Origin of the sequence: Agriterribacter humi, assembly GCF_009192765.1 — a bacterium.
GTDB classification, from domain to species: Bacteria; Bacteroidota; Bacteroidia; order Chitinophagales; family Chitinophagaceae; genus Agriterribacter; species Agriterribacter humi.
In genome coordinates this window covers 1-19,204 of the sequence record NZ_VOHQ01000011.1, presented here as the reverse complement: position 1 = coordinate 19,204, position 19,204 = coordinate 1, and the positions used below count along the sequence as shown (strand labels likewise).

19 protein-coding genes are annotated in these 19,204 nt (G+C 38.5%); 4 read left to right on the top strand and 15 right to left on the bottom strand.

The annotated features are described in order from the left end of the window. Positions 1–93: 93 nt before the first annotated feature. Positions 94–1,254, bottom strand: a complete 1,161-nt coding sequence (locus tag FRX45_RS16980; RefSeq protein ID WP_152269651.1) for an FG-GAP repeat domain-containing protein — start codon at positions 1,252–1,254, stop codon at positions 94–96. 177 nt (positions 1,255–1,431) lie between these two features. Between FRX45_RS16980 and FRX45_RS16975 the strand changes: the two genes are divergently transcribed. Beyond that, positions 1,432–2,361, top strand: a complete 930-nt coding sequence (locus tag FRX45_RS16975) for a c-type cytochrome (RefSeq protein WP_226805426.1) — start codon at positions 1,432–1,434, stop codon at positions 2,359–2,361. 180 nt (positions 2,362–2,541) lie between these two features. Continuing rightward, positions 2,542–4,290 (top strand): hypothetical protein, encoded by a 1,749-nt coding sequence (locus FRX45_RS16970; RefSeq protein WP_152269650.1) that lies wholly within the window; start codon positions 2,542–2,544, stop codon positions 4,288–4,290. A 150-nt stretch (positions 4,291–4,440) separates the two neighbouring features. Here FRX45_RS16970 and FRX45_RS23340 read toward each other — a convergent pair whose 3' ends face one another. From FRX45_RS23340 to FRX45_RS16940, 6 genes are all read right to left on the bottom strand, one after another. Next, positions 4,441–5,106, bottom strand: a complete 666-nt coding sequence (locus tag FRX45_RS23340) for a transposase (protein ID WP_193311748.1) — start codon at positions 5,104–5,106, stop codon at positions 4,441–4,443. A gap of 296 nt (positions 5,107–5,402) precedes the next feature. Continuing rightward, the gene (locus FRX45_RS16960) at positions 5,403–5,651 is read right to left on the bottom strand and encodes a hypothetical protein (protein ID WP_152269649.1); all 249 of its coding nucleotides are present in this window, start codon (positions 5,649–5,651) and stop codon (positions 5,403–5,405) included. A gap of 63 nt (positions 5,652–5,714) precedes the next feature. Next, positions 5,715–6,053: a 2Fe-2S iron-sulfur cluster-binding protein gene (locus FRX45_RS16955; protein WP_152269648.1), complete on the bottom strand. Its 339-nt coding sequence runs from the start codon at positions 6,051–6,053 to the stop codon at positions 5,715–5,717. 671 nt (positions 6,054–6,724) lie between these two features. Then, positions 6,725–7,321 carry a mobile mystery protein B gene (locus FRX45_RS16950; RefSeq protein ID WP_152269647.1) on the bottom strand — a complete coding sequence of 199 codons (597 nt, stop codon included), beginning with the start codon at positions 7,319–7,321 and terminating at the stop codon, positions 6,725–6,727. Beyond that, the gene (locus FRX45_RS16945) at positions 7,312–7,770 is read right to left on the bottom strand and encodes a mobile mystery protein A (RefSeq protein WP_152269646.1); all 459 of its coding nucleotides are present in this window, start codon (positions 7,768–7,770) and stop codon (positions 7,312–7,314) included. Before FRX45_RS16945 ends, FRX45_RS16950 begins: the two co-directional genes overlap by 10 nt. Positions 7,771–8,273: 503 nt before the next feature. Continuing rightward, complete coding sequence (locus FRX45_RS16940) at positions 8,274–9,290, bottom strand: DNA-methyltransferase (protein WP_152269645.1); 1,017 nt, start codon at positions 9,288–9,290, stop codon at positions 8,274–8,276. Between the two features lie 83 nt (positions 9,291–9,373). Here FRX45_RS16940 and FRX45_RS16935 point away from each other — a divergent pair, with 83 nt between their 5' ends. Together FRX45_RS16935 and FRX45_RS16930 are read left to right on the top strand one after the other, a co-directional pair. Continuing rightward, positions 9,374–10,108 (top strand): helix-turn-helix domain-containing protein, encoded by a 735-nt coding sequence (locus FRX45_RS16935; protein ID WP_152269644.1) that lies wholly within the window; start codon positions 9,374–9,376, stop codon positions 10,106–10,108. A gap of 134 nt (positions 10,109–10,242) precedes the next feature. Then, positions 10,243–11,076, top strand: coding sequence for a GNAT family N-acetyltransferase (locus tag FRX45_RS16930; protein ID WP_152269643.1), 834 nt, complete (start codon positions 10,243–10,245; stop codon positions 11,074–11,076). A gap of 219 nt (positions 11,077–11,295) precedes the next feature. On the opposite strand, the gene FRX45_RS16925 is transcribed toward FRX45_RS16930, so the two are convergent. The 8 genes from FRX45_RS16925 to FRX45_RS16890 form a co-directional block, all read right to left on the bottom strand. Next, complete coding sequence (locus tag FRX45_RS16925) at positions 11,296–12,426, bottom strand: hypothetical protein (protein WP_152269642.1); 1,131 nt, start codon at positions 12,424–12,426, stop codon at positions 11,296–11,298. A 203-nt stretch (positions 12,427–12,629) separates the two neighbouring features. Further along, positions 12,630–13,703 carry a protein rep gene (locus FRX45_RS16920; protein WP_152269641.1) on the bottom strand — a complete coding sequence of 358 codons (1,074 nt, stop codon included), beginning with the start codon at positions 13,701–13,703 and terminating at the stop codon, positions 12,630–12,632. A gap of 1 nt (position 13,704) precedes the next feature. Beyond that, complete coding sequence (locus FRX45_RS16915) at positions 13,705–14,037, bottom strand: helix-turn-helix domain-containing protein (protein WP_152269640.1); 333 nt, start codon at positions 14,035–14,037, stop codon at positions 13,705–13,707. Positions 14,038–14,116: 79 nt separating this feature from the next. Further along, positions 14,117–15,412, bottom strand: a complete 1,296-nt coding sequence (locus FRX45_RS16910) for a hypothetical protein (protein WP_152269639.1) — start codon at positions 15,410–15,412, stop codon at positions 14,117–14,119. Positions 15,413–15,430: 18 nt separating this feature from the next. After that, the gene (locus tag FRX45_RS16905; protein ID WP_152269638.1) at positions 15,431–16,669 is read right to left on the bottom strand and encodes a tyrosine-type recombinase/integrase; all 1,239 of its coding nucleotides are present in this window, start codon (positions 16,667–16,669) and stop codon (positions 15,431–15,433) included. A gap of 21 nt (positions 16,670–16,690) precedes the next feature. Next, a complete protein-coding gene (locus FRX45_RS16900; protein WP_152269637.1) occupies positions 16,691–17,068 on the bottom strand; it encodes a helix-turn-helix domain-containing protein in 378 nt (125 codons plus the stop codon). 255 nt (positions 17,069–17,323) lie between these two features. Next, entirely contained in the window at positions 17,324–18,703 is a 1,380-nt protein-coding gene (mnmE, locus tag FRX45_RS16895) for a tRNA uridine-5-carboxymethylaminomethyl(34) synthesis GTPase MnmE (RefSeq protein ID WP_152269636.1), read from the bottom strand. Positions 18,704–18,723: 20 nt separating this feature from the next. Then, on the bottom strand, positions 18,724–19,204 hold a 481-nt coding region (locus FRX45_RS16890), incomplete at its 5' end, for an ExbD/TolR family protein (RefSeq protein ID WP_152269635.1).

Below are 19,204 nucleotides of genomic sequence, written 5' to 3'. Positions count from 1 at the left end.
ATATAATAATCCTTTATGATAAGAAGGCACAAAGATAAGGTCGAAAAATCAGTTATGTTTATGAGGTGAGATCATGCACTACGCGGGGAAAGGTTATTGGCCTGATGTATTCCAGTAAATTTTGAGATTTTGGGTTGCTCTTCCGGAAGCAACAATATCTGGTTTGCCATCTCCATTCATATCCATAACCTGTATATCTTCACATGCCATTCCGTTATCATCTATCCAGTGCGATTGCCATTGCATACCATCAGCATCTGTTTTCATATACAGCTTCACACCTACTTTTCCTTCTTTATCCGGCGATCTCCACCCCGCTACCACCTGGTCGCTTCCAACACCCAAAAAATCGGCCACAGCCAGTGCATGTCCTTCCTTTACATCATCGTCCAGCACAATCCTTTTTGCATCATCATCTTTTAAATATACCACCACGGCTGTGCCATGCATCGGCTCAATGGCGGCAATAAAATTTTTGCCTGCCGCAATATCTCCCACACGTACTTCTCCCGCACCCTGTTCTATACCCCGTATTGTTGCCGCTTTGCCAACGGCTTGTTTGAGAAAATTGGTTTCTATAAATCTAACACCTTCTTTTCCTGCTACATATAAACCACTTTGCTTTTCATTGCTGGATGCTTTAAAATCAAAATTGTGTGTAAGATGCATCGCAGAATCTAAGATATATGTTTTCCATTCGTCATTTTTATTAGCCGGATATTCGTAAGCCATTATCTTAACCCCCTCCCCTTCGCCTGTTTTATTGCCCCGCCCGTGAAGCGGCAATACAACAAGGTAATATTGCCCGGTTGCTGATTTTACCCATTTCATGCGGTGGGTAGTGGGCTCATGCGGCAACCTTACAGGCTCCCACAATTGCTTAGGATCGGCAGGATTTTTTAAAAAAAATACCGCGCCGGACTGTTCCGCATTACTTGTTTCCGAAGGATTCCATTGTGCCCCAACAGCTACTTCTACTTTTCCATCTCCGTTAATATCCTGTGCTGCAATGCACACATTGTCATGTTCGGTAAGACTTTCCGCCATCACCCTTCTTTTCCAGTCGCCATTGCGGTACCATACGATCTGCTTTTTATCGGCCAGTAAAATATCGGGTTTGCCATCGCCATCCACATCGCCCAGCGCTACACCATACCCTATAGAAACAGTGCTGTCTATAACCTGCTCCCGGAACTGTGGTGCAGTGGGTGCAAAAAATGGCAGCCACCATTGTATAAAGAAGATAAAAAGCATGTACTAAAGTTATTGATTTTGTTTTGAATTTTGTTTGGCCGTTATTTTTTGGCGGCAAGACCCTGCACTTCTTATATTTATTTCCAATCCATACGGCATTTTATACAACTCATTCATAACCCGCTATACCTGCAATAAGCCCCCTATTACCTTGCAGCAGTTTTAAAAAACAGGTTTATGAAAAAGTTGAAAAAAACAATTAAATGGACAGGCATTATTGTATTGGCGCTTATTGGCGGATTGGCCATTACCGTAATGGCACGACAAAATGTAAAATATGAAGCGCCTTATCCCGATATCATTGCATCAACGGATAGTGCTGTTATTGCAAGAGGAAAGCACCTGGTATACAGTTCTGCCCATTGCATTGATTGCCATAATAAACAGAATTCAGATTCACTGATCCATTTAGGGCAGGAAGTTCCTTTGAGTGGCGGAGTAGCATTTGAGCTTCCTGTAGGAAAAATTTATTCCAAAAACATTACGCCCGATAAAGAAACCGGTATCGGCAGATACAGTGATGGAGAAATTGCACGGGCTTTACGCTATGGTGTGCATCCCAACGGTACAGCAGTTTTTGATTTCATGCCTTTTCATAATACCAGCGATGAAGATCTTACTGCTATCATTTCTTACCTGCGTGCGCAAAAGCCGGTAAAAAATAAAGTACCCGATCATGAATTGAACGCCCTGGGTAAAACAGTAAATGCATTTATGGTAAAGCCTGTAGGGCCCACCGGGGAACCACCTAAAACTGTTATCCCCGATACCACCGCCACTTATGGTAAATACCTGGCCTTAAGCGTGGCAGAATGCAGCGGGTGTCATACCAAAAGGAATTTAGCTGGCGAATTCATTGGCGAGCCCTTTGCCGGTGGCAATGAAATTGATGGATTTATTACGCCCAATCTTACACCCGATTCAAGCGGCAAAATTTTCAACTGGAGCAAGGAATTGTTTATTGAACGTTTTCGTATGGGCAAGCTCATTCCTAAAAGCCCTATGCCGTGGAACTCCTTCAAACGCATGACGGATGATGAGCTCACAGCCATCTACCATTATTTAAAAACACTTAAGCCGGTGAATACGGCTGAGATAAAACAATAATACTGAAGGCGCCTGTTCGTGGGCCTGTAATTTTTACAGCATTAATTCACACAACATCACTATCGGGTTTTTAATTTGATTGCGTTGATCCGCTCACCATACAACGCTTACCGCAAATCAGCAACCCGCGGATTTCGCCACAAATACAATCTTATACACCATAACAAGTAAACATTTATTATGAAAAAAATATTTTCCATTACAGGAATGGCCATCGCATGCATGTTGCTGATCAGTTCCTGTCAAAAGACCAAGGATATGAGTCCGCCCCAGCAACACGATGACAACACCGTTACTCCCGTGGGAACACCAATTGGTGAAGTCTCCCGGAAAACAATTGATGCCGCCGGAGGCAAGCTTACCAGTGCAGACGGAACGATAGAAATTATTATACCTGCCGGCGCGCTGAACACAGCAACAGAGATCAGCATTCAGCCCATCAGCAATGAGCTTGCTTCCGGAGTCGGCACTGCATACCGGCTCACACCACATGGGGAACAATTTAACAAACCTGTTACCATTACATTCCATTATAAAGAGGAAGAAGTTTTGAATACAGTGCCCGAATTGCTGGCTATTGCTTACCAGGATGAAAAGGGAACCTGGCAGGCTAACATCAATTCTACAATTGATAAAGCACAGCAAAAAATTTCAGTAACCACCACGCATTTCAGCGACTGGGGCTTTTTTAAAAGTATTGTGCTTGATCCTGTGCAGGCTACGGTTGAAAAAGGCGGATCAGTGGATCTTAAGGTAACAACAACATTTCCTTATATTGATCCCGATGATGCGCCACCTGGTACCGTGCCGGTGTATACAACACCAAGAGAACTGAGGCCCGACCAGATCAAAGGCTGGAGTTACAGCGGGGATGGCATTTTAGTATCAAGAGCGGCACAGGCTTTTTATACAGCACCCGACCATGAACCCGAAACCAATCCTGAAGCTGTTGCCGTAAATATAAACATGCACCGCAAAGGACAGTTTATGCTGGTTTGCAACATTACGGTTTTAGCCGATAACGGTATAGACTACCTGCAGGTAGACGAAGACTACATAAAGCAGGGCAACAACGGACAATGTGTATTATACCTGTATGGGTCCTTTGGCAACGACCCCGGTGCTGCAAAACGCTCGGTGAAAATTGATGGCACCAGCGTGGAAGCCGATGTTTGGGCGCCTACCCTTATCCGGTGCAGGATTGACCGCGAAATTTACGGCGCTATAGAAATTTCGGCGAATGGTAAAGTGGTGGCGAATTCCGTACTGCGTAAATTCACCGGCAAATTTTTATATGAACGATTCCATGGAGGGCTGGCGAATGCAGGTAGTTCCGGTGCGTTGAAAGAAACCACTCAATTTAACCTGGTATACAGGGGATTCGGAAAGCCTTGTCCGCCTGAGGTTACTACATTAATTCCTTTTAATGCCGGGCTCGCCGATGGCACGGAGTCTCATTTTACTTTATCGGGCAGCGCTGCAGTAACTACACCCAACATAAAATGCCCGATAACCACCAGTGTTACCCTGCCCACAAGTTCAGGGATACAACCGGTAAATCCGCTTACTGTATCCAGCCATGGGTCACGCTTCAAATGTTATGTGAAGGATATAGAAGGAGGCATTGAAGTGAAGATTGATTATATCATCAATGATGTACTTACCGGCGTACGTGTAAAACGCTCCGATTGCAATGGCAGCTCGCTGGATCCGGCAAAAACGCTTGGTGTTGGTTTGGAAGGTTTCCACAATGAACCGATCAACTTTGAATTTGCAGGTACTACAGGTTTAAAACTTATGGGCACAGACAAATTATCAAGCAACAGGCTTTCTTCGGGTATACTTATTGAAGCCTGGGACGGCACAGGCAACCCGAGCCATTATGAAACCGATGGCGGAGTAGCGGCTACTTTTAAAAATTCTAATTAATATCAGGATCCGCCCTTGTAATTGATACATAATAAAAGTTGGTTTAGAAAATGAACCAACTTTTTATTCATTTTTGCCCGGTGAAGCAATGATGGCCTCTGAAGTTTTGCAGCTCCGCTTTCAGAAAGGGTGATTAAAGAACCGGTTTAATTATATTTTTTGGTGACCTGGATTAATAGAATCATTATTCCATTTCAATGGATTATTGATGATGTATTCAGAGATGGCAGAATATGATTTTTCATCACGGATGATATGTTCCCAATAATTTCGTTGCCACAATTTCCCATCAAAACGGGGCCAATTATTGGTTTTTACATTACGGATGTATTCGTTTGTGGACATGGTTTTGAACCATTGCATCACCCGCTGTAGGGGCGAACCTATGTGTTCGCCCAATACATGTTCGTTGAACATGTGTTCATCCCATATATTTTCATCCGATACATGTTCGCCCAATACATGTTCGTTGAACATGTGTTCATCCCATATCGTATGATCAATTTCATCATTGGGGGACGGTGCCTGACCAGGATTTTGTGCCGGCTGCGCGTGTTCATTTTTTTGATCATCCGGGCAGACCTCAGGGTCTGCATTTTCCGGGCAGACACACAGGTCTGCATTTTCCGGGCAGACACACAGGTCTGCATTTTCCGGGCAGACACACAGGTCTGCCCCTACGGAACCGGTATTTTCAACAATACAATGAAAATGATTGGGCATCACAATATGTTCATGGCATTTAATATCAGGGTATTTATGCTCTAATTCAGCATACCATTCATCAACCATCATCCCCGCCGCATTTAAAATCATTTCATGATTAATTATTTCTCCAAACAAACATGCCCTGTTTTTAACACAAATCGTAACATAATATAAACCCTTTTTAGAATAATCATATCCCTTCAAACGGATAGAACGCCGGTGATATATTTTTGGACTAGGCAAGCTGTTCGGGGCTTTGTTGATTCATTTGCAAGAACCTTATTCTCACAAATTAATGAATTATGAACTATAATAGCCGCAAATAGTGGCAGAAACCGATGAAAAATTTAAAATGCATTCCTTCGTCCTACGCAACTCTTTATGCTTCTATACTTGTTCATTATTCAGCATTCCGAATAATCAGGAGCAAAAATTCCATTTACTGCAATTACAGATGAGACAGCAATTTCCGATCCATCCTGTATCAGCAAGCAAGGCTGAAATGAGCCGGTTAGAATGGAATTGATCATGCCTTCACAACGGGTTAATCCGTTGTTGTCGTACAACAATGATACTTTGGCCTGATCCGCATGCAGTTGCTTTAGGATCTGAAAAAAAGATTGCTTCTCATTAAGTGTTAATCGTGTATCCATAATTGTTACATTATAGCGCAACAAATGATTGGGTTATCATCTTCATTCACATTGATTCTGAAATCAAAACAAATCATCCGGAATGTTGATGATTGCGCCGTCTAAAGCATTGTTGATAAAGATCTGGCAGGATAGCCTGGCGTTTTTTCCTACTTCGCCCTTCTTTGCTATTGTTGACTGCTCGTTCCGCTCCAGGGTTAAAAGTGACTCATTAGGCGTTGTTACTTCCACCATACAGGTGGCGCATCTGCCCTGTCCGCCGCATTGTCCAAAATCCTCAGTATAAATTTTATCATTCAACAACACCATCAGGTTCCGGTATTCATTTTCATAGGTTTGCACTGCATACTTCTCTCCAAAACTGATAACAGTAAACGAAATGATCTTTCTTTCTCCATTCATTGCAAAAATCTATTTACAGCAGGCTCACATTCCCGGTTCCGGGCAAATACCTTCTTTCCCAAATATTTTTTCATCCTTGCTTCCTTCACTCTGCTTAATTGAGCAGCAAATACAAAGTTAATAAAAGCATACGTCTACTTTTATTTTTGTTGTAAAGAAAACCATAAACAATAACAAACTGTTCCGGCAGGATTTATATCTTCCTTAAATACAAAAGGGAATATGCAAATGACTTATTCCCTGAATTGGTGAACGGTTGAGTAGAATATTCCTCCCTGCAAAGCGGCCGGTTTGGCGATTATTTTTCGGCGATAAAAACAGGAAACCGGTTGATCTGAAAATAAAAATCATCTACTACCCTGAATGGCTGCAATGCTGCGGCAATAATGTTCCAATGGCTTTCAGCACTCTGTACCGTTTGTGATCAGCGAATACCAGTTCTTCCAGTTTTTCTTATGGAGGATGGAGGAGTATGGATTGAAGATAGGACAAAGTTGCAGCAGGCTCAAAGGGCAGAGCAAAAGAACCCAAAAATCGTACCCGGTAAATAGAGAAGCACTCAAAGTTGCAAAGTCCGAATCACCCAACCCTCTCCTAAAAGAAAGGGCGTTTGGCCAAAAAGCCCCCGGTGGAGGCTTTTAAAAATGTTTCAATTGAATGGTTACAATGCCTTATGACCTGGCAAAAGCCAGCAGCAAACTGTAATCGCCTTTATCGGCAGCTTTAATGGCTTTGAGATAGGCTGACCGGGTATCGCCTTCGCCGGAAAGATTGGCAGCACCCCAACTGAAAACCGGCTGCCTATACATTTTCTCAATGATGATGTCGGCCATTAACCGACTATGCCTTCCATTCCCGTTTTGGAAGCAATGAATGCTTACAATGCGGTACTTGAACCTTACGGCAATTTCTTCGGGTGAATAGATATTGTTTTCATGCCAATACCTTGCATCATCCAACAGGTATTTCAGTTCCGTGGGTATTTGCCATTTGTCAATTCCAATGCTTTTATTGGTTTTACGGAACTCGCCCGCCCATGCCCACACATCTGCATACATCCGCTTATGTACAGTGCGGATAAACTCTTCAGTAAAAATTACTTTCAGCTTGAGTGACCGCCCCAGCGCCCATTGTATTGCCTGTTCAATATTCTGTTGCTCAAACTCGTCTAACTCACCACGGGTGGCAATGGAGGGAATGAGCAGGCCATCTTTTTCTTCTTCGTGTAAGGGGGTTTGTCTATCTATGTATTCCAAATCTAATCCCATAAAATTTTAGGCATCTCGTTTTTAATTTCTTCTGCCCTTTCTTTAATGGCCTTTTCAATACGCTGGTTGGTATTGCCCTGGTCTTCAAGTTTCATGGTATTGGAGGTGCGCAACACAATTTTGGCGGCCAATTCGGTAGCCCGTTTTTCAATCAAAGCGTTTAATGATCCATCATTGGGAATAAAGCCATATACCAATTGCATATCCAAAGCCCTGCCTATTTCTTTCAGCGACCTGATGGTAATAGACCCGTCTTTTTCCCGCCTTTCCATATCCAATATTCCCTGTTTGGAAACAGATAATTTGTTACCCAATTGCTGCATAGACATGCCAATGGCAGTACGGATGGCTTTTATCCATCCTGTAGGCGGAACGGCTACCTGCTTTAGCGTTGCAAAGCCCAACATTTTGTTATTTAGCTGTTGCAGTTGTAATGATTTTTTGCCCATAAAGTAAAGTTATAGGTTTACTTTTACATGACAAAAGTAAAGGTAATACTTGACAAATTAAACAATAAAGTAAAGTTATAACTTGACTAACAATGTGGGGTAATATACTATTGATTACTAGTAATGCTTGCCATTTAAACTCGCTGGTACTGACCTGCTTTAATTCTTGCGGCGGAAACGCTCGTGGCAGATTTGAAAGGAAAGATGATTATTTTCCGATACAAAATATAACTTAAATTGATTATCAATATATTATAAAACGTGGGTACAAATAAGGTACAAGGATAAGTGAAATACTCTGAAAGCCATCTCAAAGAGAAAGGGTCTCAATATTTAGAGTACAGGTAATTCACTCAAATTTGGGATCGTTAGATAGTGCAAAAAATTATTCTTTTAGAAATGATATTCACTCGCACGTATCTGGACTTCCTCCAGTTGTAAATCAGAAAGCCTAACTTAAAATTTAAGGGAAACTGTTTTAATATTTTTGGAAGACTTTTATTCTAATTGCCATCGAATAAGGTTACTGAAGCCCTTTTTTGATAAGAGGATAAATCAACAGTCCTTTTGTTAGCTAATAATTCATCATATATTCCTTTCACTTTGTCAACCTCCATCGTTCTCGGCAAAAACCTAAATGAAGATGCTGCAATATATTTAAGATCCAAATCTATGCTCAACCAGCGCCTGTTCAACTTTTCACATGCTTGACCAGTTGTATTTGAACCGCTAAATATATCGACTACCAAATCATTCTCATCAGTTAGAAATTTTATAAAAAACTCCGGCAATTGTAGTGGAAACCTTGCTGGATGTCCTTTTAAATCCAATTGCTTACAAAATCCTAAATAGTTGCTATTTGATTCGGAATTTGAAATCTGTAATAAGTTGGATGGTATAGCACCTCCATTATCATTTCCAAATGACTCACCTATATCGTGTCCTGAAGGTCTGATTGCTGGATTATAAAAAGCTTTAGGATCTTTGATCAATTTTTTCATTCTATCACTATACTCTACTAAAACATTTCTTACATCAGCTTTTGGCCATTCCGTTTTTGAAAACCACCATACAGTATTTACGGCATCTTTTACTCTAATTTTTCTTTTGTTGACCCATTCAATTGGGCTTGGCAACTTTGAAGGGTTAAACCAATAGAAATCTTCAGCCAAGTGAAACCCTATCTCATCACAAAATTTAATGGGTATTCGAAAATTGTACAGACTTCTAATAGGAACTCCTTTTTGGTATGCACCGCCCAGATCTAACACAAAACTTCCAGTAGACTTCAATTTTTGATACGCAATTTTAGCAAATTCAGCCAACCAATCAATATATTCAGATTGGTCCCTATTTCCGTATTCTTTCTTTCGTAACAAGGCAAATGGAGGACTCGTAAAAATCAAATCAATAGACTCATCTTTCATATTTTTCATTAAGTCTAAAGAGTCGCCTTGGTAGTTGCCACCCATTGCCGTGGTATATACCGGATACTGATTTACCAGTTTTTCATCTTTCATAAGAATTCAAAGATATAAGTATTTAAAAATACCGAATATACTCGGTAGGGATTTTCGCAGCCATTTGGGATCTTGGAAAAATAATGGAAACCAATAAACAAGTTTTAGACATCATTGCTCGCAATGTAGTTTATTTAAGAAAAAAGATGGGCCTAACCCAAGATGAATTGGCTCAAAATGCTGGAATTGACAGAAGCTATTTAGGTTATATTGAAAATTCAAAATATAACATTACTCTCGGAAAGGCATTAGAATTAGCAAACGCATTAGGAGTTAGTATTCATGACCTCTTAGACAGTGAATTACTGGAGAAATACGAAAGTAGTTCTAATGCCGAGATTTTAAAAATGAACAAACTTATGCCTTTTATTGTGGAATACCAGGCATTAGCTGATAAACATGGTATTGACGACATTTTCCAGGATAATGGAGGAAAGCTTCTTCAAACTTTAATGGTCACTGGATTAAAAGTTTCAACAGGAAGAGAAGGTAATGACGCAATTGATGATTGCGGAAATGAGTATGAACTTAAATCTTTAAACATTAAAAAGACAAAAAGTTTCTCAACTCATCATCACATGAACCCAGCGATAATCGCAAAATATAGACAAGTAAATTGGATATTTGCCGTTTACAGCGGTATTGAATTAATTGAAATATTTGAATTGACTCCTGAACAACTTGAACCCTACTATTTAGGATGGGAAGCTAAGTGGAAAGTCTCAGGTGATATTAATAACCCCAAAATACCCTTGAGCTATGTGAGGAAAGTTGGAAAGTTATTATTTAGAATAGAATACATCCCAAACAACATATGACCATTCTGAATAACTGTCTTCAGTATGGGTTTTCGCGTTTTGTGTTTAGTATTTTACAAATTGATTATAGTTCTAAAAATAGATAAACTTTGTTAGTCGTCAGTTGCATTCATTGATTATATCTAAATTATGCAATGAGTCACGCAATAAGATTTTCGAATTTGGCGGATTTCAAGAGCCATAACCAGGATTTGATTGAATCAAATCCTATGCAATATTTTTTCTTGCAGCAAATGATTGATCGGCTTGCAAAGGGGAAGGAAATTCTTGATGATTTATTTAATATCAGCAATGGTCTGAATCAAATTGCTGTATTGAAAACCGCAGAGGTATGTCTGATTTATGATAACAAATATGATAAAACTCTAATCCCACTACTTTCTAAACAATTGGAATTCGAAAAGTTCAAAAAATTTCAATTTGCTGGATCCAAATACACTGTAGAAAAGTTGTTCGAAATAAATCATGCCAGTTACCAAACACAGAAACATCGCATTTGCTATAAATGCGCCGAAGTCAATAAATCTTTAGTAGCTGCTTCAGGCTCTATCGAGATGGCTGAAATGAAAAGGTTGGATGATCTGATATTATTAAGCAGAGGATTTGAAAAAGACTACTATGGTAGAAATGTCACATTTCCGGAAGCAGCTAGAAGAATTATCATTGGTATACAAGAAGAAACGTTGTATCAATGGATTGACAACGGTAAATTATGCGCAATCGCTCAGGCTATTTATAATAAATTTGAATTCCCAGTAATTGGGCATTTCTACACCGATCCTGCCTATAGAAATAAAGGATATGGCTCTTCGTTAGTAAAAGAGATAACAAAAGGTCTTCTAAATACTGGGAATGAATTTGTGATGCTGCAAACTAATGCCTTGACTCCTCAATCCAACCGAGTTTTTACTAAAGTCGGGTATCACAATGCAGGCGAATATATCCTTGCATATAAGGATAATGAATAAAACAAATCTGTATCCAAAATATTTAAAAGTTAATGTCGGCTGACATGTCTGATATGGTTTACCTATTGATCCGTCTCAATACTATAATCAAATTAGCGGCAATTTAATCTAACTGCTTTAACTTATAGGTCAACACAGCAACGCTTAATCCAGACGGTATGCTACAAGCTACTTTAGTCAAACTTTTGGCAAAAAATGTTAATTACAGTTATTATATACTTAAGGTCGGATAAGTATTGAATTGCCATTCTCTTCAATTAATTTCTTAATGGAAAGAATCAAAATTGCAAGTGAAAACAAAAAGCCATCTGATTTTTTCTCATTTAATTCAATTATATTCAGTGCGTTTAAGTAAGCATGCTTATTCAGATTACAGGAGTCAACAACCACAAGATGCTGTGAATCGGTTTTTTTCCCAAGAATAAAGCTATTAATAGGATTTTCATCTGTCAATGATAGTCCGCTGACAATTTCGAACTCACTGGCTTTAAGACCAGTACTCTTAAAATAAGTTGAGTCAGTTAGGAAATGGGAAAATAAATTGAGATTTTCAATTACTCTTATGCAACTTCCCTTTAGTTCTTGAGTACTGTGCTCAATAAAAAGTGGTTGATTAATTATTTTCGCTATCTCGTCTGAATATTCTTTCCAAGTTTTGAACAATGAAAAGCCTATAAATTTATTTCCGCCCAATAGCCTATTTAAATCGTCCCGATTAATAGACAGAAAATCCCAAACAGTTTTTGGATCAAATTGATATTCGTATTGATGGACCAATTTAAAAAGGTCGTTACAGATGCTTAGTATTATTTTGTCAACAGCCGATTTAATATAGTTGGTAATAGTCTGTAATCCCTCAATCTTTTTAGCGACTAAAGATATTTGTTCTTTGACTTTATTAGTCAAGATGATTTGGGACTCTCTTTTAGTAGCGAAATCGACTGTACTATATGATATGATTTTCCGGTGCCGAATATCGAATGGCAAATCATCGATAGCTCCATATTGAGTATTGCATATACAAATTATGTTCGACCAGCCTATGGATTTTGCTGCGTATCCTAATTCTATTAGAACATTCGGATTTGGACATTTGCGTTTATTATTATCGGAATACACAATTGTCACATCGGCTATAAAAATCTTGGATTTTCCAATTTTGGATAGTATCGTATTCGCTATCTCGGAGGCACCTTCAGTTCTTTTGGTATCGCTATCTAACACCAATTCCAAATGTAAATTCTCTTTATTCAATTGTCCGATTGCTCTTTCAATTACTACTTGAATAAAAGTCCTATTTGTGTTATTTGGCAAATCTGATTGCCAAGAATAAAATACTATTTTTTCCAAATTATCTTGTTATGATTGCTTCTAAACAGTTTAGGCTTGGGTGAAGTAGCACAAATCTAATTCCTTCAGTTCAAATAGTGCAAAAATTAATGGTAGTATATTTGTTGACAACTCAAAGTCCCATCAATTAGCGGGCTATTAAATATTAATGTTTTTTAATAACCATATACTATTTGTAGTTGGGATTTGTATTTCATTTACCGTTACTCCTTTTCAACATCAATACCTAATTCTAACAGAACAAGTAAATTAAACATTGGATGAAATTTAGTTAAGAATTCACCGGTTTTAGTATTGCGCCAATCAAAAGTTTTAATGTCATATACCCATTCCTTAAAATCTGTTACCAGAGTTGAATGCGCTTCGTTTTTAAGCAGATTTGGAGGAAGGTTAAAGCCGAAACGATCAAATATTCTTAAGCCTTTCATCGCCTCAAATATATTATCCAAAGCCACTACGTAGATGTTTCTTATGTCTGCGCTACCTTCCTTTTTCTTGCCCTTTTTTCTTACATCGGGTTCGGTAAAAACCTTACTTCCATATTTTATGGTTTCAATCAACTGCTTTTCAAGGTCTTTAATTTTTATGATTTTTTGCCCAAAGCTTCGTGCAAACTTAGGTGTACAAAGCTGCAGCCACTCCTTTACTAAGATATCTGCCATATCCTTGGTTTTTACTATAATATGCAAATGTGGATTGTAAGTTTTATCCCTAGGATTGAAATTGCACTCTAAGGATTTAATTCCGATAAGTTTTATATTGGTCCCCCTTATTGCACGTTTGCGATACTTACTTGTTAGTATCCTTAGACCTCTGTTCATATCCTGCATTCTCTTTTTCAAACTTTTTGCATGAACGCTTTTAGCAGTTATTGTCACAAAATATGGCGCTTTCCATTTTTGTAACTCTGGCAGGTATTTATTTATGATCTGAGCTTTTCTGATTGCTGCGCACAAAGTACAAAACCTATTTTTGCAGTATTTCCCGTATGACCTACCATTTGCTGTATCGATTTTATTCTGACAATGAAAAGTATTGTAATAACCTTTTACTCTGTCTTTGCTCCCGTTTTTCTTGGCCACGTCCAACAAACTAAAAATCATTTTTTGAGTAACTAATTTTCGTTTTGCTTTTCCTTTCAAACTCTTGATATTACTTACGTCACTGCCCTTCCCATTGACAATTATAGCATCTCCACTTGCAAAACTTGTCTCGGTTTGTGCTAATGTATCGAGAGAGCTTCCCGAAAAGGCGTTAGAATGCGGCTTGCGTTTCATGTTACACCAGTTTATTTTTTATATAAACGGCAGCTTCCTCATAGGTTTCCTTAAGAGTTTTCTTTCTGCCCTGCATTAGCCAGGCATCAATTTCAGACTTTAGAAACCTGAGTTTTTTTCCTCCCTTGTGACAAGGTATTGTACCATCGTGTACCCAACCGTATACTGTAGCTCTTGCTGGCTTATCAGGCAAATAATCGCAAAGTTCATTTAGATCAAACCAGCATTCTGAAGTTAGTTCTTCCCTTCTATCTTTAATGGCTTGTATTACCCTTTCTGCAGTTCTATCTAACAATAACTGTAAGTCATGAAAGGAAACGGTTACAATTTGCATTGCTTCAATTTTTGAAATTAACAATGCACAAATAGAAAAAATTATAGGGGGGAATAAGGGGGAAGACCCCAAAAGACCTTTATTTTATTCCGAAGTATCGTTTTGTATCTTTCAAAAAACGACTATAGGTATCTTTATCGTAACGAGGCTTATTTGTTTTACCGTAGGTTTTACCAATTTCATTAAAAACAATCCTTAATAAATCAGTATCATTAATTTGCGGTAGAGCATCGGCTTCTTTGCATCCGTTAATAAAGCCGGTTATGGCTCTTTCACTCAAATCCTTTGTTATATTTAAATCTTTGATGGCTTCTTTTATAACAGAAATTTTAGATTCTGTGTTAGAGAAAATATCTTTTAGAGTATTTAATTTATGCTTAATTTTTGAATTATTATTAGTTGACAATTCATCTAACTTTTGGCTCAAAAATTTATAATAAGCAACATAAGCTACCCCAGCTTTTAAGTGCGTAACTATGGATTGGTCGAAGTCAGGTGGGACATCATTTAATTGAAACAAGACTAAATAATTTCGTTGCGCAGCCGCTAGAATATTTCTTAAAATACGATTATCTCCTTGCATCAACCAATCAAATGCATATCTCCTATATTCATCAAACTTAAATTGGGGACCCATTTTAGCAGCACCGTCATCTAACAATTTAACTTCTATTGGATTCAAATACAGATGGTTAATCCTGTCTCGTTCGCTATTTATGAATTCAATCTCGGAAATAAACACAGCAGTAGTTGCAAGCTTTTTTTCGAATTCAGAAATTAATCTTTCGTAAAATGAATTATCTTCAAACAAATCACTAAGCCTTAATTCATTATTATTTTTATCCGAAGGCATTGATTTAGTTGGTTTAGACTCTGGATGAATTTCAAAATCTTTGAACAAAACAGAATGCTTTTCCTTCAATCTCTCCAATGAGTTATTAATCCCGGCATAATATCCATATTCTTCAATAACCTTATTAGTTATTATAAAAGGATAGCTGTTAATCCAATGTATCCAGCCCTTATTCTGTTCTGGCGCTTTATGAAAAAAGCATAAATGCAAATTGTTTATATAATCTTCTTTATTGCTGTAAATGGTGTCTGGCTTTGCGGCATACTCATTATTAAAATATGATACTCCCTTATTAAATCCTTTAGCGTAATCTTCTATGAGCGGGAACCCATTTAATAACCCTTGATAGCAAGGTATTTCTTTATTTGAGAGAATCTCAAAAAGCTCACGAACATAGACTTTATATGTCTTACCATTAGCTTTTACATTCATTCCTCTCAACTTGCCATCTACCTTATATTCATAAAATTTTTTGATTGAGTCACTTTCAAAAAACTCTGGTTTTATAAAATATTCGTCCATTTATTAATAAATTTTCCGTCAAAAGTCCAATCTAATTTTATCAGCTGCATTACGTTTTGTTTGGTCAATAATTTTTGCATAGATCTGAGTTGTTTTTAGTTCTCTGTGACCAAGCATTTTTGAAACCGTATAAATGTCGGTTCCATAACTAAGTTGTAGGGTAGCATAGGTATGGCGAAAACAATGAAAAGTTATATCCTTATTGATTCCTGCAAGTCCTATCCATTTTGATAAATGCTTATTTTCATAAGCCGAATAAGTAAGTCCCTCAAATACTTTGCTGTTTTGATCTTTGCGGTCCCCAAGTAAGCTAAAAGCCTGTTCAGAAATAGGCATCCTCTCAACTCCCTTTGTTTTTTGCTGTTTGTATTGAATAAAATATCCACTGCCCTCAATATATTCCAATTCCCCCCACACAAGTTTTTGAATATCTGAAAACCTCATCCCTGTCAGTGCCGAAAATATGGCTGCGCGTTTTAGTAAGGGATTTTTGCAATCTGTTGCTACAAGGCTATTCATTTCCTCAATTGTCAAAAAATTCCTTTTCGTTTCGGCTTGCTTTATTGACCCAACCTTATTGTTAATATCCGTTTTTAAATATCCATCCTTATAGGCTTGTTTCATTGTCGCCTTCAATTTATTGAAATAGGAAACCGCTGAATTTTGCGAAAGAGTTACTTTTTTACTCTTGTTGCTTTTGGCGGTGAGCAAATATTCTTTAAACTCATCACAAAACTTTTCATTGAGGTCTGCAAACTTTAAATTCCCGTTCGTGAAGGCGTCAAGATATTTATACGCGGAAATCCAGTTGTCATAATTTGAAGCTTTACGTTTGTCAGCCAGACTTTTAAAATAAGCAATAAAATTGCGCTCACCAAGCTCTTTTATTTTTAATTGTTCCTTTTCGTAGCCAGTGTATATTTCGGGTTTATTTATATGATTCTCGCGCTTTTGCCTTATCTGTTCGGCAAGCTGTAAAGTTTCTTTGTTATGCTGCTTTTCAATAGGGTTGAGCTTTATTTTCTTTGGATTTCCCTTTTTATCCAATACAGGAATAAACCTTTTTAGCTCTTTACCTTCCCCATCAAAATATTTTTGTTCCTCTATTTCAGTTTCATTTCTCAGAAACATATTTAAGAACTCTCTTCGCGTTAGCTTCCCGGTCTCAGGATGGGGAATGGCTGGGTAAAAGTCTAGGTACAAACTTTGCCTATTTCCTGAAATTGGTTTTTGTCTTAGTTTGACTTTGGTTGCCATTTTGATTTTTTTTACCGTCAATTAACTAAACAGTTTATCAATATTTGAGCGTTTTATAAGTGTTTTCCGCTTGCCTAAATTGGTAGCTGCCAAAACACCTGATCGAATAAAGGAATAAACCGCTTTTGGCGAACATTGAAACAATACAGCTATTTCCTTTACTGTCAAAAACTCCTTGTCGTTAATCATTGCTCTATTTAAAGCCGTTATTTTAGGTTTGAATGATCGGGTCTTATCTAAACCCTTTTCAGCCTCTTCCTTACGTTCCAGCCTCTTTTTTAGCTTGTAGTGTGCTGAATTGCACTTGTGCGAACAATAAGCTGTAGTTACTTTTTGGGCTTCAAACATGTTGCCGCAATGAATACACTGTTTCAATATCCTAAAAGTTGAACCGCTCATTTCACCCTATATTTAATTCCTTTAGATTCCTTTAAGCTACCATAAGAGTAAATAAGTTACCTAATCTATCTTTTTGAGGTACAAAAAAAATCGAAAAATCGATTTAATTGCTCAGAGGTACAATGAAGGTACAATTATTACCGTAACAAACCACTATTAAAACAAAACAACCTCAGGCAATAGGCACTATAAAGCCCTATTTACAGGGCTTTATAGTGTTTTCTTAAATGTTTATTATTTGATTGTTTATGGCAGTTACTTTCCAATACAAAACTTCCCGAATATTGTTCCCAGTATATCGCGGTCTGTTTCCACCTGCCCCGTTATTTCGCCTAAGTAATGCAGGCAGCGGCGGATGTCGGGCGCCAGCAGGTCGCCGGTGAGGTTATTGTCCATCCCTGTTTTAATATCGTTCAGGCATTCTGATATTTTTTTTAAAGCGGCATAATGGCGGGCATTGGTAACGATAGTGTTTTCGGTTTGAATGGTTTCACCAATGGCTTTTTCAAACATCATTGATTTCAGCTCTTCAATGCCCTGCTTGTTTTTAGCAGATATGTATATCCCTGCTGCGGATTCGGCTATAGCACTGGCATTGCGATAGCCCGGCCAGGCTTCATCATATTTATTGAATACATCAATAACCTTGTTTCTATAATTTTTCAACCATGTAATTTCTTCCTTGTCTTCACAGGTAACATCTGCCAGGTGAATAATAATATCCGATTTTTCAGCATTTTGTTTGCTGCGTTCAATGCCCAGGTTTTCGATGCTATCGGTTGAATGTTCCCTTATACCTGCTGTATCTACCAGGCGAAACAATACGCCATTGATGTTCAATACTTCTTCGATGGTATCGCGTGTGGTTCCTGCAATTTCGCTTACGATAGCTCTTTCTTCATTTAACAATGCATTCAGCAAGGTTGATTTGCCTGCATTGGGCCTGCCAATGATAGCTACGTTCACACCATTTTTTATTGAGTTGCCTAATTTAAAAGAGTTGATTAACTGAGTAGTCGCCAGCATTAACCTGGCTATGAGTTGTTCTAATTGCAAACGGTCGGCAAATTCCACATCTTCCTGCGAAAAATCGAGTTCCAGTTCAATGAGGGCCGCAAACCCGATCAACTGGTTGCGTAGCTCTTTTAAATCGGAAGAAAAGCCGCCCCGCAATTGTTTAAGCGCTGTTTGTTGAGCAGCCAGGGAATGCGCTGCAATTACATCTGCTACTGCTTCGGCCTGGGTAAGATCCATCTTTCCATTTAAAAATGCTCTTTGGGTAAATTCACCCGGCTTAGCCAGGCGGGCGCCTTTTTGTATACAGGCTTCAATGATCTGCTGCTGAATAAAGGGTGAGCCATGGCAACTGATCTCCACTATATTTTCGCCTGTATAGGATTTGGGCGCTTTGTACAATGATATCACCACCTCATCCAGTTCCTCGTTTTCATTTTTTAGCATTCCCACATGCAGGGTATGAGAAGCCTGGTGCAAAAGATTTTTGCCCGTAAATAATATATCTGCAATGGCAATACTGTTTTGTCCGCTCAATCGTATAACACCTATGGCTCCAATGCCAGGGGGCGTTGCAAGGGCCACAATTGTATCATCCCATGTTGAAAATGTGTGCGACATGGCGCAAAAATACAACTCTGCTAATGTGGGAACGCGAGTAATTTTCTATCGGCTTCATCCATATCTGCTATGGCATATTTTTTTATGCCGCTGATGGTCATTTCATCTAATGCAGCTACAAGTTGCCGGTAGTTGCTTTGCCAACCCGGCTTAATAATAACCGTCAGCGAAGCTTGATTACCTAATGCCTGTTTAACGGTAAGCTGCTGCTTTACGATGACATTACGCAAAGCCTGTTGATCCGAAAAGAGGTTCACCACACTTAAACCGGATGGCTGATGTGCAAAGCCTCCATAGCATATTGCAGTGCCATTGTTTCCTAATAATACGGTAAGCGTTCGGGTTGCCGCAAAAGGAGTGGTTGGCCCATCAGCAGGCAGTAACAGTTGCATAGCCGACGGTTTGCTTACCACCGAATTAAAAATAAAAAATGTAATGAGCAAAAACCCCAGGTCAACCATGGGTGTCATGTCTATGCGTAATGCCCTGGCTAAAGAAGCG